The organism is Deinococcus sedimenti (assembly GCF_014648135.1).
Classification (GTDB): domain Bacteria; phylum Deinococcota; class Deinococci; order Deinococcales; family Deinococcaceae; genus Deinococcus; species Deinococcus sedimenti.
On record NZ_BMQN01000002.1, the window covers coordinates 291,498 to 307,202 of the forward strand.

At 69.3% G+C, this 15,705-nt stretch carries 18 protein-coding genes; 9 read left to right on the forward strand and 9 right to left on the reverse strand.

The genetic code is table 11. From position 1 onward, the window contains the following. Nucleotides 1–16 precede the first annotated feature (16 nt). Both IEY69_RS08145 and IEY69_RS08150 read left to right on the forward strand, forming a co-directional pair. Nucleotides 17–1,222 (forward strand): MFS transporter, encoded by a 1,206-nt coding sequence (locus tag IEY69_RS08145; RefSeq protein ID WP_229783749.1) that lies wholly within the window; start codon nt 17–19, stop codon nt 1,220–1,222. Further along, the gene (locus IEY69_RS08150; RefSeq protein ID WP_229783750.1) at nt 1,206–1,922 is read left to right on the forward strand and encodes a polysaccharide deacetylase family protein; all 717 of its coding nucleotides are present in this window, start codon (nt 1,206–1,208) and stop codon (nt 1,920–1,922) included. Before IEY69_RS08145 ends, IEY69_RS08150 begins: the two co-directional genes overlap by 17 nt. Before the next feature lie 54 nt (nt 1,923–1,976). Here IEY69_RS08150 and recR read toward each other — a convergent pair whose 3' ends face one another. The 5 genes from recR to IEY69_RS08175 all read right to left on the reverse strand — a co-directional run bounded on the left by recR (nt 1,977) and on the right by IEY69_RS08175 (nt 6,695). Beyond that, nucleotides 1,977–2,582, reverse strand: a complete 606-nt coding sequence (recR, locus tag IEY69_RS08155; RefSeq protein ID WP_189072639.1) for a recombination mediator RecR — start codon at nt 2,580–2,582, stop codon at nt 1,977–1,979. A 106-nt stretch (nt 2,583–2,688) separates the two neighbouring features. After that, entirely contained in the window at nt 2,689–2,979 is a 291-nt protein-coding gene (locus IEY69_RS08160; protein WP_189072640.1) for a YbaB/EbfC family nucleoid-associated protein, read from the reverse strand. Between the two features lie 295 nt (nt 2,980–3,274). Further along, complete coding sequence (locus IEY69_RS08165; RefSeq protein ID WP_189072641.1) at nt 3,275–3,760, reverse strand: peroxiredoxin; 486 nt, start codon at nt 3,758–3,760, stop codon at nt 3,275–3,277. Nucleotides 3,761–3,858: 98 nt separating this feature from the next. Further along, nucleotides 3,859–4,536 (reverse strand): NUDIX hydrolase, encoded by a 678-nt coding sequence (locus IEY69_RS08170; RefSeq protein WP_189072642.1) that lies wholly within the window; start codon nt 4,534–4,536, stop codon nt 3,859–3,861. Nucleotides 4,537–4,658: 122 nt separating this feature from the next. Continuing rightward, complete coding sequence (locus IEY69_RS08175) at nt 4,659–6,695, reverse strand: amylo-alpha-1,6-glucosidase (RefSeq protein ID WP_229783752.1); 2,037 nt, start codon at nt 6,693–6,695, stop codon at nt 4,659–4,661. A 91-nt stretch (nt 6,696–6,786) separates the two neighbouring features. Here IEY69_RS08175 and infC point away from each other — a divergent pair, with 91 nt between their 5' ends. Both infC and IEY69_RS08185 read left to right on the forward strand, forming a co-directional pair. Then, entirely contained in the window at nt 6,787–7,407 is a 621-nt protein-coding gene (gene infC, locus IEY69_RS08180; RefSeq protein ID WP_189072853.1) for a translation initiation factor IF-3, read from the forward strand. A gap of 145 nt (nt 7,408–7,552) precedes the next feature. After that, nucleotides 7,553–7,798: a glutaredoxin family protein gene (locus IEY69_RS08185; protein WP_046844456.1), complete on the forward strand. Its 246-nt coding sequence runs from the start codon at nt 7,553–7,555 to the stop codon at nt 7,796–7,798. Between the two features lie 69 nt (nt 7,799–7,867). On the opposite strand, the gene IEY69_RS08190 is transcribed toward IEY69_RS08185, so the two are convergent. Then, nucleotides 7,868–8,878 carry a metallophosphoesterase gene (locus IEY69_RS08190; protein WP_229783754.1) on the reverse strand — a complete coding sequence of 337 codons (1,011 nt, stop codon included), beginning with the start codon at nt 8,876–8,878 and terminating at the stop codon, nt 7,868–7,870. A 79-nt stretch (nt 8,879–8,957) separates the two neighbouring features. On the opposite strand from IEY69_RS08190, the gene IEY69_RS08195 reads away from it, so the two are divergent. The 4 genes from IEY69_RS08195 (at nt 8,958) to IEY69_RS08210 (ending at nt 11,045) form a co-directional block, all read left to right on the forward strand. Further along, complete coding sequence (locus tag IEY69_RS08195; RefSeq protein WP_189072644.1) at nt 8,958–9,401, forward strand: DUF805 domain-containing protein; 444 nt, start codon at nt 8,958–8,960, stop codon at nt 9,399–9,401. Nucleotides 9,402–9,488: 87 nt separating this feature from the next. Beyond that, complete coding sequence (locus tag IEY69_RS08200) at nt 9,489–9,899, forward strand: DUF805 domain-containing protein (protein ID WP_229783755.1); 411 nt, start codon at nt 9,489–9,491, stop codon at nt 9,897–9,899. Nucleotides 9,900–10,005: 106 nt separating this feature from the next. Next, complete coding sequence (locus IEY69_RS08205) at nt 10,006–10,497, forward strand: GNAT family N-acetyltransferase (RefSeq protein ID WP_229783756.1); 492 nt, start codon at nt 10,006–10,008, stop codon at nt 10,495–10,497. Next, nucleotides 10,494–11,045 carry a GNAT family N-acetyltransferase gene (locus IEY69_RS08210; protein WP_189072645.1) on the forward strand — a complete coding sequence of 184 codons (552 nt, stop codon included), beginning with the start codon at nt 10,494–10,496 and terminating at the stop codon, nt 11,043–11,045. The genes IEY69_RS08205 and IEY69_RS08210 overlap by 4 nt, the downstream gene beginning before the upstream one ends. 15 nt (nt 11,046–11,060) lie before the next feature. Here IEY69_RS08210 and IEY69_RS08215 read toward each other — a convergent pair whose 3' ends face one another. Then, nucleotides 11,061–11,915: a PH domain-containing protein gene (locus IEY69_RS08215; RefSeq protein ID WP_189072646.1), complete on the reverse strand. Its 855-nt coding sequence runs from the start codon at nt 11,913–11,915 to the stop codon at nt 11,061–11,063. Nucleotides 11,916–12,184: 269 nt separating this feature from the next. Here IEY69_RS08215 and thrS point away from each other — a divergent pair, with 269 nt between their 5' ends. Beyond that, the gene (gene thrS / locus IEY69_RS08220; protein ID WP_189072647.1) at nt 12,185–14,134 is read left to right on the forward strand and encodes a threonine--tRNA ligase; all 1,950 of its coding nucleotides are present in this window, start codon (nt 12,185–12,187) and stop codon (nt 14,132–14,134) included. Nucleotides 14,135–14,187: 53 nt separating this feature from the next. Here thrS and IEY69_RS08225 read toward each other — a convergent pair whose 3' ends face one another. Together IEY69_RS08225 and IEY69_RS08230 are read right to left on the reverse strand one after the other, a co-directional pair. Continuing rightward, nucleotides 14,188–15,324, reverse strand: coding sequence for a permease prefix domain 1-containing protein (locus IEY69_RS08225; RefSeq protein ID WP_189072648.1), 1,137 nt, complete (start codon nt 15,322–15,324; stop codon nt 14,188–14,190). Then, nucleotides 15,321–15,662 carry a PadR family transcriptional regulator gene (locus IEY69_RS08230; protein ID WP_189072649.1) on the reverse strand — a complete coding sequence of 114 codons (342 nt, stop codon included), beginning with the start codon at nt 15,660–15,662 and terminating at the stop codon, nt 15,321–15,323. The genes IEY69_RS08225 and IEY69_RS08230 overlap by 4 nt, the downstream gene beginning before the upstream one ends. Nucleotides 15,663–15,705: the final 43 nt, after the last annotated feature.

The following is a 15,705-nucleotide window of genomic DNA, read 5'->3' on the forward strand; positions in this document are numbered from 1 at the left end:
CACGCCGGGGTCAGCCGTGACGGTACGCCGGTCCTTCGTGGACCGCCTGCCGCTGCGACCGGAGACACTGGGGCCACTGCTGGCCGCCATGGTCACGCTGGCCACCGCCGAAGTGGTCCGCAGCGGCATCTACGGCGGGTACCTGACCCAGGCGGTCGACACCCACTTCGGGCTGCCGCTGGCGCTGGGAGGCGTGGCCTACACGGTCCATTTCGCGACCGACACCGTGATGCGCGGTCCGGCCGGCGTCATGATCAACCGGTTCGGCCTGCGGGCCGCGATGCTCGGCGGCGCCCTGCTGAGCGTCCTGGCGATCGCGCTGTTCATGGTGGCGCACACCAGCTGGCTGTTCCTGCTGGCCGCCGCCCTGCACGGCCTGGGCTTCGCCGTCATGTGGCCCGGCACCATGAACTTCGCTGCGGACGCCGCCCGCGACGGGTACCACGGACGCGCCCTGACCCTGGTGGGTACGGCCATCACGCCGTTTTCCGGCCTGGGGTTCCTGCTGTTCGGCGCGCTGGCCAAACGCGACGACAACGTGCCGCTGCTGGTCGCGCTGGCCCTGCTGACCCTGGGGGCCCTGCTGGCCCTGCTCGTCCCGGCCCGGCGGGTCCTGCAGCCCCGCGAGGAGGACGCGGGCGGTCCGCAGCCCGTCCGTTCGGTGACGCGCGCGCTGGTGCCGCTGCTGCCCGCCGCGTTCATGCAGACCATGACCATGTCGCTGCTGGGCCCGCTGCTGTTCCGCATGGCGCCCGACCTGGGCCTGAACTACTGGGGGCTGGTGGGCCTGCTGGTGGTCGGCGGCGGCGTCGCCTTCGGCAGCATGCCCCTCACCGGCCGATTCGCGGACCGTGGACGCGCCCGCCTGGGCGTCATGGTCGGGTACGGCCTGCTCAGCCTGGGTTTCCTGGGCTTCGCCATGACCCCGCAGCAGTGGGTGCTGTACCTGCTGGCCGTGGTGGCCGGGCTGGGCTACGCGTTCCTGACGCCCGCGTGGGCGGCGCTGGTCACTCACGTGCTGCCCGCCGAGCAGCGGCCCGCCGCGTGGGGCGTGCTGATGACCGTGGAGAACGGCGGCATGGCCCTGGGGCCACTGATCGGCACCTTCGCGCTGGGGCAGGCGGGCGTGCCCGGCCCGTTCATTGTCGGCGCGGTTCTGGCGGCCGTCACGGCCGGTGGGTACGCGGCGTTCGGGCGGGCGTTCCGTGGCGCGGCGGCGTAGGGCGCTCGGCGGGGCGGCGTTCCTGCTGGTGCCCGCCGTGCTCGCGGAACTGCTGGGCCGCGCCGCCGGGTGGGGCGCGCTGGGACACGGACCCCGCGACGGCTGGAAGGTGGCCGTGACCTTCGACGACGGACCGGGTGACCGCACCCGTGAACTGCTGGAGATTCTGGCGCAGTACGGCGCGCGCGGCACGTTCTTCGTGACCCGACCGGCCGCTCAGGCCCACCCGGAGCTGCTAGACGCCATCGAGGCCGCCGGGCACACCCTGGACGCCCACGGCGTCTGGCACCGTCACGCGCTGACCCTGACGCCCTGGATGGAGTGGGCGCAGGTCGCGTGGCACCCCCGCCCGCAGCGGGTGGGCCTGCACCTGTACCGCCCTCCGTACGGGGGGCACAGCCCGCTGACCCGCCTGTTCGCCCGGCTGGCGGGACGGCAGGTGGCGCTATGGGACACCGAGAGCCGTGACTGGACGGACGCCGAGCCCGCATCCTTGGCCGCGCAGACCCTGGCGCGCGTGCAGCCGGGCAGCGTGATCCTGCTGCACGACGGTCCGGCCGGAACGCCCGCGCTGCTGGACGCGCTGCTGCGCGGCCTTCAGGAGCGTGGGCTGGCGGTCGTGCCCATGCATGAACTGCCCCCGCAGCGCATCATCCTGCTCGGCGGGCTGAAGCGTCTACGCGACAGTTACGGCGCGTGACACCCGTGTGAGGCGGGGAGGAGGTGGTCCCCCTCATCCCCGCCTCTCTGCTGATCAGCCCTGCGGTTTGCTGACGCGCTGCCGCCCGGCCAGCGCGCGGCCCAGCGTGACCTCGTCGGCGTACTCCAGCGCGCCGCCCACCGGCAGGCCGTACGCGATGCGGCTCACGACTGCGCCCAGGGGCTCCAGCAGCCGCTGAAGGTACAGCGCGGTCGCGTCACCCTCCACGGTCGTGCCGGTCGCCAGGATGATCTCCTGCCCCTCCTGCACGCGTGGCAGCAGTGGGCGGATGTGCAGTTTGTCCGGTCCCACCCCGTTCATGGGGCTCAGTACGCCGTGCAGCACGTGATACAGGCCGCGGTACTCGCCGCTGCGTTCGATGGCGATCACGTCGCCGGGTTCCTCCACGACGCAGATCACGCTCTGGTCGCGGCTGGGGTCGCTGCACACGTCGCAGCGGTCCGCATCCGTGATGTTGAAACACACCGGGCAGGTGTGCAGGTCCCGCTTGGCTTCCAGCAGCGCCCGCGACAGGCGCTCGATGTCTTCGCGCGGCTGCTCGAACAGGTGGAACGCCAGCCGCTGCGCGCTCTTGGGCCCGATCCCGGGCAGACGCGACAGCTCACGGATGAGCGCCACCAACGACGGAGGGTACTTCACTTCAACCCCTTCACCACCACCGGCCACCGGGCCGGGCAGAATCGAACCACGTCAATGGGCGCGGCCACCCACCGCCCACCGGCAGGGGTGGCCGACCACGCCGGAATCAGAAGCCGGGAATGCCCAGGCCGCGCGTGGCGTCCTGCTGCAGGGCGTCCGCCTTCGCGCTGGCGTCCTGAAGGGCAACCAGAATCAAGTCCTCCAGCGCCTCGACGTCATCGGCGTCCACCGCCTCGGGCTTGATCTTCAGGGCCGTCACCTTCCCGTGGCCGTTCATGGTAACGGTCACGAGGCCGCTGGCGCTGCCCTCGACGGACTGCGCGGCAAGGTCCTCCTGAATCTTCGTGGCGGCCATCTGGGCCTGCTGCATCTGCTTCATCAGCTTCTTCATGTCCATGGTGCTTGCTCCTTTCACCCTGCGGGGAGGTCCTCACCTGGGCCCACCGGACCCGGGACCTCCCGGATGCCCCAGTGTAGCGCGGGCGCCCGGCGCGGCACTGAGCGGGCCGTCACCAGCCGGCTGTCCGTGCCTTCCTGACAGCGGTATTCAGGGAGACTGAGGGGTTTTCTCAGTCTTCCTGAAACGAGCAGCGCGAGGACCCGCCGATATCAGCGGTCGGAAGTGAAGTTGAAGGGCGTGCCGTTGGCCCTTCAATGGAACTGGAAACCGCTGTGACACATCAGCCTGAACCTCACACCAGCAGCTGAGAGGACTCGCCGGCCAGCAGGTCCCGCACGCTGCCGAGCACCGCTGCGGCGTCCTGACCGGGCTCGACCTGCGTCCAGTGGCGCCGCACGACGCCGTGCGGGTCCACCAGGAACGTCTCGCGGCGGGGGCGGCGGACCTGCTCGCCGGGCCACGGGTCGTCCAGCAGGTCGAACTGCGCGCTGACCCGCTGCGCCTGATCGTTCAGCAGCGGGTAGTCCAGCTGGCAGACACCGCGGAACTTCAGCTGCTCCTGACGCGGATCGCCGTTGATGCCCACCACGTCCACGTTCAACGCCTGAAAGTCCGCGAGGTGCGCCTGATACTGCCGCGCCTGCAGCTGACAGTGGGAGGTGGCGGTTTTCGGGAAGAAGAACAGCACCCTCCAGCGGTCCGCGGCCGGAGCGTAGGGTCGGCCGTTGTCCTGCGTGAGGTCCAGGGTCGGAATGTGATCACCGGTGGAAATGGGCATGAGACCAGTCTAGGGAGGGACGGGACTGAGGATGCTGGGGCGGTCCTCAAGATCCCCTTGGGGTGTCGGGGGCACGAGGGGAGTTCAGACCCGGCGGGTTACAGCGCGGGGGTGCGGGTGCCCTTGGCGCGGCGGTACAGCTGCGCGGGGCGGCCCACGCCGCTGCGGCGCTCGCCGCTGGGGGTCAGGCTGCCCTGCGCGAGCAGCCGCTTGCGGAAGTTCCGCTTGTCCAGCTTGCGGTTCAGGATCGCCTCGTACACGCCCTGCAACTCGGGCAGGGTGAAGGTGTCGGGCAGGAATTCCAGCGCGAGGTTCGCGTACTCCAGCCGCAGTTGCAGGCGGCCCAGCGCGCGGTCCAGGATCGCCTGGTGGTCGAAGGCCAGTTTCGGGGTGCGGTGGGCGGGCATCCACTCGGCGCCCAGGGTGTGCCCGCCGCCGCTGACGCTGATGGTGCCGTGCGGCAGCACCGCGAGGTGCGCGACGCTGACGATCCGGCCGCGCGGGTCGCGGTTGATCTCCCCGAACGTGAAGAACTGTTCGAGGTGGCGGGGTTCGAGTTCCACGCTGGTCTCGGTGCGCAGTTCGCGCAGGGCCGCCTCGTGCAGTTCCTCGCCGGGGTGGACGAAACCGCCGGGCAGCGCCCAGTCGCGCGCGTGGGGCAGTTCGCCGCGTTGCACGAGCAGGACGTGCAGTTCCCCGGCGTGCATGGCGAACGCGGCGACGTCCACGGCCAGCCCGACCTGCGTGGCGCCTCTGGGCAGCGCGAGGTCGGTCACGCGCGCTCCGGGCGGCGGGGGTGGGGTCGGGCGGTCATGGCGTGATGCTAGGGTTTGTGTCCCCGGTACGTCAAGGGGAATAGTGTCCTGCGGGCGCGGATTTTCACACGTGACAGCGGGGTTTACGCCGGGCTTTGCGTGCCCGCGGCCTGCGCCTCGGCGTGGCTGACCAGCACGTGGGCGCGCAGCAGTTCCGCCACGCTCCACGCCTGGAACGGGCACCCGCCGGGCCGCAGGCTGTCCCCGGCGAACACCTCCGACACGTGCCCCAGTCCGGCTTCGAGCACGTGCCCACTCAGGCCGCGCAGCGCCGCCCGCGCCCGTCCGACCTCGCCCTGCGCCAGCAGCAGCTCCACGAACGCTGTCAGCGGCCAGGGCCACACGGTCCCCTGGTGGTACGCCGCGTCCCGCTGCACCTGCGCGCCCCCGTAATTGCCCCGGTACCGCCCGTCCAGCGGGGACAGCGTGTGCAGCCCGACGGGGGAGAGGAGTTCCGATTCCAGCTGCGCGGTCGTCGCGGCGACCAGCGCCGGGCTGGTGGGCGTGTCCGGCAGCGCCAGCGCGATCGCCACGTTCGGGCGGACGCTGCGGTCCGGCGTGCCGTCCGCCGCCAGTGTGTCCACGTACGCGCCCTGCCAGAACGCCGCGAAGCTGGCCTGCGCGCGCGCCAGGGTGTCCGCGAAGCGCGCCTCCTCACCCAGCGCCGCCGACAGGCGCGACTCGGCGCCCAGTGCGGCCAGCCACAGGCCCTGCACCTCGATGGGCTTCCCGTGGCGGGGCGTGACGACCCAGCCCTCGATCTTCACGTCCATCCACGTGAGCTGCACGCCGGCCTCCCCGGCCAGCAGCAGCCCGTCCGCCGGGTCCATGCGGATGCCGTGATCGGTGCCGCGCACATGCCAGTCCAGCAGGTCGCGCAGCTGCGGCAGGGCCTCCCGCGCGAAGGTCGCGTCGCCGGTGACGGCCACGTAGCGTTCCAGCGCGACCGCCAGCCACAGCGCGCCGTCCACCGTGTTGTACCCGGCGCCCTGCCCGTCGTCGTGGAAGTTGTTCGGCGTCAGGCCCCGGCGCAGGCTGCGCAGAAACGTGCCCAGGAGGTCGCGCGCCTCGGCGTGCCGCCCGGTCAGCAGGGTCAGGCCCGTCAGGGCGATCATCGAGTCGCGGCCCCAGTCCGCGAACCACGGGTACCCGGCGATGACCGTCACGCCCTGCGGCTGCGTCCGCCGCACCAGGTACGCGTCCGCCGCGACGGCCAGCGTGGCGACCAGTTCGTCCGGCACGCCCGTCGTGACCTGCGCCCGCACGGCCAGTTCGCGGCGGCGCGCGGCCTCGTCGGCGTACGCCGCCCACGGGTCGAGAACCAGCGCCTGCGCCACGCCCGGCGTGACCGCCTGCACCACCAGCGCCGCGCGCCCCCCGCCCGCCGGGAAGCTCAGTTCCCACAGCGGCGTGCCCAGGGTGGACTCGGTGTCCGGCTCGCCGCGCGCCAGATCGTGCCGGTAATGCACCCGCTGGGGCGCGGGCCGGGGGTCCAGGGCGTCGATCACCGCGCCCGGCGCGTGTACCTGCACCCGCGTCTGCGCCTCGCCCTGCACCGTCACCTCGCGGCCCGCCCCGTGGAAGGCCAGCGTGGGCACCCGCTCGTGCACGACGTGCATGTCCCGGTCCACGAAGAAACCCCCCAGCCGCAGCGCCACCGGATCGCGGCTCTGGACGTCGTACAGGAACACCACCGCGCCCGACCCGCGCGGCATGAACGCCCGGCGGCGCACCCGCACGCCCGCGAACAGCTGCTCCCGCTCGGGCAGCAGGTCGCTCAGCGACGCGCCGGTCAGCCAGCGCAGCCCCTCGCCCTCGAAGGTGTCCGGGGCGATCTCCAGGGCGTGCAGGGTCGTCTCGCGCACGCCGTCCGCGCCGGGCACGCGCAGCACCTCCAGCGGCGAGACCAGATGCGTGCGCCGCTGCACCGGCGGCAGCTGACTGGCCACTAGCCCCGAGTAGCAGCGGGTCGGGACGCCCGCCAGGCTGCTCAGCGCGAAGCCGCCTAGCCCGTCGGTCAGCAGGACCTCCAGGTCCGGGGTGCGGGCGGTCAGGGAACCGAAGGGAAAGGTGACGGGCGCGGCGTCCATGCGCGCCAGCATGGCACGAAGGCGCCGCATGGAACGCGCGTGGTAGACTGAGGGGTACCGTCCGCCCCGTGGGGTGGGCGCAGCCGCCCGGGAAGCCAGCGTGCCCCGGAGCGCGGCGGAGGTGATGAACATAGCGAAAGAACACAAGGTCAACGAGCAGATCCGCGTGCGCCAGATCCGACTGATCGGCGCCGAAGGCGAGCAGGTGGGCATTATTGACACTCGCGACGCCATGAACATGGCCCGCGAGGCCGGGATGGACCTCGTCATGGTCAGCCCGCAGGCCGTCCCCCCCGTCTGCCGCCTGCTCGACTATGGCCGGTTCCGCTACGAGCAGCAGCAGAACGAGAAGGAAAACCGCAAGCGCGCCCGCGCCCAGGAAGTCAAGGCGATCAAGTTCCGCGTCAAGATCGACGACCACGACTTCAACACCAAGACCGGGCACGTGCGCCGCTTCCTGGAAGAAGGGCACAAGGTCAAGGTCACGATCATGTTCCGCGGCCGTGAACGCACCCACCCGGAACTCGGCGAGCGCATCCTGGTGCGCGTCGCGGAGTCCCTGGCGGACATCGGCGCGCCCGAAGGCACCCCGAGCATGATGGGCATGGACATGAACATGATCATGACCCCCCGCGCCGAGAAGCCCGCGAAGAAGGAACGCTCCGCCGAGGACGCCCCCAGCGCCCCGGCCACCGCCGCCGAGCCCGCCCCCAGCGAGCCCGTGGCGAACGCTGGCGCGTAAATCCTGACCTGCGAGCGCCCGTCCCGCCTGGGGCGGGCGTTCCTGTTACCGCGTGGAAGGCCCGCGTTTGTGGACGCGACCACCCTCCCTGATGCTTTAAATAGTAAACTGACTTCCGTGGGCGACGCCCACCCGGAGGAACCCCATGATCAAGATGTACACCACCACCTGGTGCCCCGACTGCCACGCCGCCAAACGCGCCCTGACCAGCAAGGGCCTCGCGTTCGAGGAAATCAACATCGAGCAGGACGACAGCGCCGCCCAGTACGTCATGAGCGTCAACGGCGGCAAACGCAGCGTCCCCACCCTCGTGCACGGCGACACCGCCGCCAGCCTCAGCGGCTTCCGCCCCCAGAAACTCGACGCGTTCCTGGCCCAAGCCGGACTGTAAGAATCGTCGAAAGTCAAAGGTTGATGGTTGATAGAGGGATGTCCTCCATCAACCATCAACCTTCTCCTATCACCCCTTCTTTATCCGTGCGGCTTCGCGCGCCGTCACGGTGCCATCGACCGCGACCGTGTACGCCGTGACGACCAGCTCGGTGGGCGTGAGGTCCAGGCGCAGGAAGCCCGGCTGACCGAAGGCCGCGAAGGCCGCCGCGTGCGAGCCCGATGCACCTCCCCCCACCTCGCCCGCCGCGCCGGACACCGCCGTCCACGTGCCGGGACACTCCGGCTGCGGCGCGAAGACCTCCAGCGCGTGCACGTGCCCGCTCAGGATCAGATCCGCCGCGCCGCACACCGACCCGTACAGGTCCCGCACCGCGCCGCCCTTCTGGAACTCGAACGGGAACCGGTCGTACGCCCCGGCGTTCCCGTGCTTCCCGTTACTGAACAGCGGGTGATGCCCAAGCACCAGCCGCCAGCGCGCCCCGCTGCCCCGCACCGCGCCCGACAGCCACGCCCGCTGCGCCTGATCCCACGCCCCACCGGGCCGCTCTGAGGGCCGCAGGCCCGGCAGGTACGCCGCCAGCGGCGCGGTATCTACGCCGAAGAACTCCGCCAGTGCCCCCACCGGCGCACGGTAGGTGCGCGCAGGCATCACCCACTGCGGATTCACGCGCGAGTACGCCACCTGCACGTCCGCGCCACGCGCATCCGCGCCGTCACCGCCCACCAGCCACGACTCGTCATGATTGCCCGGCACCACCAGAAACGGAAACCCCAGCGGGCCGTACACGTCCGCGAACCGCTCCCGGAACAGCGGCGAATTTACGTCCTTCGGCCCAGCCGGATAGAAATTGTCGCCCAGCGCCACGCCCAGGTCACAGCCCTCCCGCGCGCACACGCCCTGCATGGCCGCCGCCACGCGCCTCTGCACGTCCGTGCCGGTCCCCTGGTCCCCCATCACCACGACCCGCACCTGCGCCTGCGGCAGGACGGGCAGTGAGGCCCTGACGTCAGGAATTGTGACCGGGTCGGTCAGGGCTGGTGCGCAGGCCCCGAGGACTCCGCTGAGCAGTACCCCCACCGCACCCCTCCTCAAGATTGGCAACATGGCCCCAATGTGACGCTTAGACTGTTCTCACGCAACAACCTCAGGGGGAACCATGAACGAATACCTGAACGTCATCCGCAACAACTACGCCAACTTCCAGGGCCGCGCCCGCCGCCGCGAATACTGGATGTTCACCCTGATCAACACGATCATCGTGACCGTCCTGAGCATCCCCGTGTACGGCGCGACCATCGGCATGGCCATGCAGTCCGACACGGGCGCCGACCCCAGCGCGGGCCTGACCGGCACCACCCTGATCTTCACCGCTCTCATGCTGATCTACACTCTGGCGGTCATGGTGCCCAGCATCGCCGTCACCGTCCGTCGCCTGCACGACGCGGGCTTCAGCGGCTGGCTGTACCTGCTGAACTTCATCGGCCTGAGCATCGTCGTCCTCGTGCTGTGCGTGCTCGACAGCAAACCCGGCAGCAACAAATGGGGACCCAACCCCAAAGGCGTGACCGACGGCACCCCTGCCCCCGCGCAGAACTGGTAACACCCACCCCCACAGTGCCCCGTCCATCCTGAATCGAACAGGGAGGAGGGGCGTTGTGACTGTGAGTCGTAAACCGCGACCGAGGTCATGCAGATGCACGAATTCATGGACGTCGTCCGCCACTACGCCACATTCACGGGCCGCGCCCGGCGGCTTACATTCTGGATGTTCATCCTGACCGGCATCCTCCTCGCGGCGGGCCTTGCCCTGATCGACGAGGCGCTCGGTCTGCGCGTCAGTACCAGACCGGACGATGACGGACTGCTGGTCAGTCTCCTGACTCTCGCCCTGCTCCTGCCCACCATCGCCGTGACTGTGCGCCGCTTGCATGACACTGGTCGTTCGGGCTCGAATCTCTGGTTGCTCCTGATTCCCCTGTTCGGCTGGCTCACGTTGCTCGCCTGGCTGTCAGAGGACGGTCAACCCAGGACCAACAAATGGGGTGCCGATCCGATGTCTGCCACCGGACGTGTTCCCACTCCTGCGCAGAACGATTGAACTCACGCCGCGTCCGCCCTGCCGTCCGGTGGGGCGGTCTCCTCATGCCCGTGCATCTGCCAGTTGGCGCAGGCGCGGCCGGGGCCGGGCGGGCAGAATGGGGGGCGTGCCCCTCACTGTGCGACCACTCACCCCGTCCGACTTTCCCCAGGTCCGGCCGATGCTGCTCGACATGGGGTTCGTGGAGGACGAAACCGAGCTGGCGGCGCGCTTTCCGGCGTTCTGCGTCCATCCGGAGTGGGTGGCGCTGGGCGCGTTCCGGGACGGGGTGCTGCGGGGGTACGCGGCGGCGCAGGACTACGGGCCGCACCTTCGCTCCGGGAACAGTCACCGCACGGCGAAACTGCACGACCTGTACACGGCACCTGAGGTTCGGGGTCAGGGCGTGGGCCGGACGTTGATGCTTGGCATGGAGGCGTGGGCGCAGGCGCGGAGCGCGCGCTACCTGTTCTGGTACGCCAACCTGCGGGAGGCGACGCCCGCCGACGAGCGCATGGGGTACACGCCGGGTGCGGAGGCGCAGGAGGGGTACCGCTTCTTCGAGGTGGACTTCAGCGATCGCACGTCGCGCCAGCCGCACCCGGAGCGGGGCTCGTGAACCTGACCGCGCACTTCACACCCCGCACGGCGGTCACCCCGGAGCTGGAGACTGAGTTACGGACCCTGCTGATCGCGGCTTACCCGCAGTTCGCGGACTTCTGGGCGGGCACGTCGTACTGGGGCAGCGAACCCGAGTGGCACCTGTGGCTGGTCGACCCGGCAGGCACGCCTGCCGCGCAACTGGGCTGCGGGAGGCGCGTCGCGGAGGTCGGCGGGCGCGAGGTCACGCTGGTGGGCGTCGGTGGGGTCGCCACGCACCCCTCGGTTCAGGGGCGGGGCGTGGGCCGCCGCCTGCTGCGGGAGCTGCGCGCCTTCCTGCACACGCTGCCGGATGTGCAGTTCGCGTTCCTCCAATGCCGGGAGGAGGTCGTCCCGTTCTACGAGCGGGGCGGTTTCGTCCGCGTGCCGGGTGCCGCGCAGTACCTCGACCCGGACGAGGGGCAGTGGGTGACGGACGCCGGTCCCACCCTGATCCTCCCCGTGCAAGCGGCCCTGCGTGACTGGCCGCCAGGGGAGACGGTGAACCTGCGCGGGCTACCGTGGTGAGTGGGCAGGACCGGATCAACTCCCGGCCGGGTGGCCAACCTGGGGGATAGTGCCGGACCTGAACCAGTCGATCAGCGCCTGCGGGTCGCTGGGTGTCAGGTAGTACTCCCGGTCGTGGTGGGTGAGGATCACGGCCTGATCCGGGCGTGCGGCGCCCGCTGCGGCCTGGATCTTCCCGCCGGTTCCGGCGCGGCTGATGAACGTGCCGGTGTAGTAACCGGGTGTGGCGGTGCCGAACAGCCGCGCGCCCAGGGGGGTGTGCGTCAGGGCGGCGCGGGTGTCGTGCCGGGGGAATCGCAGGGTGGCCGCGGCGGTCCGGACGGTCAGGACGTCACCGTCCAGCCGGTAGGTCAGGCGCGGCCGGGCGAGCAGGAGAACAGCGAGGGGTACGAGCGGCAGCAGGAGCAGCAGTGTCCAGTCGGGCCTGGCCGGTCGGGCGGGCCGGAAGGTGGCGTTCTCTCTGGCCTGCCAGGCGCGCAGCAGCGCCTGCGGGTCGGCGGGCGTCAGAACGGTGGGCGGCCGGGTGGCGAACTCCAGCGCCGCGCGTCCCTCGGAACCGTCGCTGAACACCTGGGCGCGGCCTTCAGGCGTGCGAAACAGGCCGACGGTGTACCCCGGCAGGGCGCTGCCGATGATCTTGCCGCGCAGCGTCACGGCCCGCGACTGGACGGGCGTGCCGGGCAGAATGACGACCCGGGCGCCCAGCGACCGAGCCGTGAGGGTCCCGCCCTGCACGGAGTACACCGGCAGCTTCAACACGGGCGGGAGCAGCAGCAGGGCTGGCAGGATCAGCAGGGGAAGGAGCAGCAGCAGGCGCGCGGCGGGCCACCAGCGCGGCATTTCCTCGACCTGAACGGGGAGCGATGTCATGCTGTTCAGTACGCGCCGCGCGAGGCTTCGGTTGCCGCTGCGTGCTCCTGGGCGGTATCCTGCCTGCATGAAGCCTCTCGCCCGTCACTCCGGTCTGGTGATGCGTGGCGCAGGGCTGAACCGAATGCCTGCACCCGGTCTGATCACGCGAACTCTGAGCGCCTGAGAACCTCACCCGAGGTTTTCAGGCGTTCTGCTGGAATGGTGGCCAGACCGGGTTTCTCATGGCTGAACGCGACCCTGCGCTCAGCCCGCACACAGAGGTCGACATGCACGTAATCCTTCCTGACGGTAAACAACTCGAACTGCACGCTGGTGCCACGGCCCTCGACGCGGCGGCCGCCATCGGCCCGCGTCTCGCGCAGGACGCCCTGGCCGCCACCGCGAATGGTGAACTGGTCGACCTGATGACGCCCCTGCCCGACGGCGCGAACATCACGCTGATCACGAAGAAGAACCCGGCGGACGCCGCGCCGCTGTTCCGGCACTCGCTGGGGCACGTCATGAGCCAGGCGGTCGGCGAGTACTACAGGGGCAAGGGCTACGGCGCGGACGCCATCAAGCGCGGCGTGGGCCCCAGTATCGAGAACGGCTGGTACCAGGACTTCGACCTGCCCGAACCCCTGAAGGAAGAGGACCTGCCGGAGATCGAGAAGATCATGCGGGACATCATCGCGCGCGGCCTGGACTTCACGCGGCGCGAGATCAGCAAGGACGAGGGCCTCGCGCAGTTCCCGCACGACCCGTACAAGCAGGAACTCATCGCGGGCCTCCCCGAGGACGAACCCATCACGTTCTACACGCAGGGTGACTACACGGACCTGTGCCGCGGGCCGCACTTCCCGAACACCGGCAAGCTGCCGGGCGCGTTCAAGCTCATGAGCACCAGTGGCGCGTACTGGCGCGGGAACGAGAAGAACCCGATCCTCCAGCGCGTGTACGGCGTCGCGTTCGCCACGCAGAAGGAACTCGACGCGTACCTGCACCAGCTGGAGGAAGCCAAGAGGCGCGACCACCGCAAACTGGGCCGCGAACTGGAACTCTTCACCATCGACCCGCTGGTCGGCAAGGGCCTGCCGCTGTGGCTCCCGAACGGCACGGTCCTGCGCGAGGAACTGACCAGCTTCATGAAGGAGCAGCAGTTCCAGCGCGGCTACCAGGGCGTCATCACGCCCAACATCGGCAACCTCGACCTGTACCGCACCAGCGGGCACTACGAGAAGTACTCCGACGGTCAGTTCCGCCCCATAGAGGTGGACGACGAGGAGTACATGCTCAAACCCATGAACTGCCCGCACCACGTGCGCATCTACGCCAGCAAACCCCGCAGCTACCGCGACCTGCCGGTGCGGCTCGCGGAGTTCGGCACGGTGTACCGCTACGAGCAGAGCGGCGAACTGAACGGCCTGACCCGCGTGCGCGGCTTCACGCAGGACGACGCGCACCTGTTCGTCCGCCCCGATCAGCTGAAGAAGGAATTCCTGGACGTCCTCGACCTGACGGTCCTCGTGCTGAAGACCTTCGGCATGAACGAGGTTCGCTTCCGCGTCGGCACCCGCGACCCGGAAAGCGACAAGTACGTCGGTGACGAGGCCAACTGGACCCTAGCGGAGAGGCAGATCATTGAGGCGGTCGAGGAAGTCGGCCTGCCCTACACCATCGAACCCGGCGACGCCGCCTTCTACGGCCCCAAACTCGACTTCGTCGTCAAGGACGTCCTGGGCCGCGAATGGCAGCTGGGCACCATCCAGGTGGACTACAACCTGCCCGAACGCTTCGACATCAGCTACGTCGGCGAGGACGGCCAGGACCACCGCCCCATCATGATCCACCGCGCGCCGTTCGGCAGCATCGAACGCTTCACCGGCATCCTCATCGAACACTACGCCGGGGACTTCCCCCTGTGGCTCGCGCCCCGCCAGATCATGATCATCCCCATCGCCGACCGCCACAACGACTACGCCTGGGCGCTGCGCGACGAACTGCACGCCGCCGGGCTGCGCGCCGAAGTCGACGACTCGTCAAACCGCATGAACGCCAAGGTCCGCACCGCCGAACTGAGCAAGATCCCTGTCATGCTGATTGTCGGCGATCAGGAACAGGCAGGCCGCGCGGTCAGCGTCCGCGAACGCACCCCCGAAGGCCACAAGGAACGCAAAGGCGTCGCCTTCGACGACCTCAAGAACGAACTGCTGGGCCGCTACCGCAACCGCAGCTGAAGCTGAGCCGAAACAGAAACGCCCGGTCCATGGAGGCCGGGCGCTATTCTTGATCAGGGCGTGAACGGCAACGGAGTCAGGTCAACCGGCGCATTGGTCCGGTCCGGCAGCGCCACGAGAATGGCCGGGCGCGTGCTCATGTCTGCCGCGAGCCAGTCTGCCAGGGTTGATTTGAGGGTGACGTCAACGACTTTCGCGAGATGTGGTATGCGGACTGGAACGTTGACCGTACCCCGGTCACTCACTGGGATTGTGAATGAGATGAACATGGGTGCCGAATACTTCCGCTTTTCCGGCCAGGAGGTTCCGTTGATCTGGAACCGGACGAGCAATCCCACCTGCCGGGCAGTTGTCTCGACGTGGTGCGGGCTCCACGTGATCTTCGATGAAGCACTCGAATAAGCAATCACGCTGGGCTCGTTCTGTGGCGTGGGTGCAGTCGGGCTAGACCAGAGGTGGCGGGGCAGCCCGCTGAGGCTGTGGGTGAGTTGCCGCACGTAGAACATGGGTGCGATTTCTCTGGTCCACGCGTCAGGAAAAGCTTTCCCTTGCAGTTTTACCCGTTGCCCGTCGAGTTCAAGCGGCCAGCCGGCTTCACTCATGCAGACCAGCAGACCGGCCGGATTGACGTAGCCGACGCTGGGATTCCCAGTGATCCAAGATCGTGGTTGCTCCTCGGAAAGAGAGGTCGAGGGCCCACGACAGAGCCAAGAGCCGTCCACTCCGACCTTCGCCTTTGGAAAATCAGGGTGTTGAAGCTCCCATGCTTCTCTGCGGTGTTGCAGTCGAATGCCGTAGGGCTTCAGTTGGGTATTCGCTTCTCGGATGGTCAGGTAACCTTCGGCACGGAGTTCGCGGACGGACTGTGTGGTCGTAGTGTTGAAGGGATCAGGCTGCGAGTTCAGTAGTTCCGGCACGGGCCACAGCAGCATGGTGGCGAGTGCGAGGAGTGCGGCGGCGCTCAGGGCGGGGTGGACGTGTTGATTGGCGCGCAGGCTGCGGGCGACAGTGGGGGCGGGGCCGAGTTCCTGCATGGCCTGTGCGCGGGCCTGTTCGGGGCTGAGCCCGGTCAGGGTGAGTTGTCGGGTACGTTCGGTGATGTGGTCGAGCAGTTCGGCCTGGGTGTCCTTGCGGGTCTGGCCGTTCAGGCCGCGGGTGGCGTTGTGGACGTAGTGTTCTTCGGGGCTCATGCGAACTCCAGGTAGGGGCGCAGGGCGCGGGCGTGAGCGCGTTGTTCTTCGCGTTGGCGGGTGAGTTCATTCAGGCCGGTGGGGGTCAGGTGGTAGTACTTGCGGGGGGGGCCGCCGGCATCGCTGGGGCGGGTTTCGGCGCGGATCAGGGCGCGTTTTTCCAGGCGATGCAGGGCGGGGTAGAGGGTGCCTTCCTTGAAGTTGAAGTGGCCGCCGGTGCGTTGCTGGACGTCCTGGATGATGCGCAGGCCGTAGAGGGGGCCGTGTTCGAGGCTGGCGAGCAGCAGGAAGTCCAGCGTGCCGCGCAGCAGGTTGCCGTCCGCGCCATTACTTTGCATGGCTACATAGTGGCACAAAGGAGTGGCGGGCGCTGCGCACACC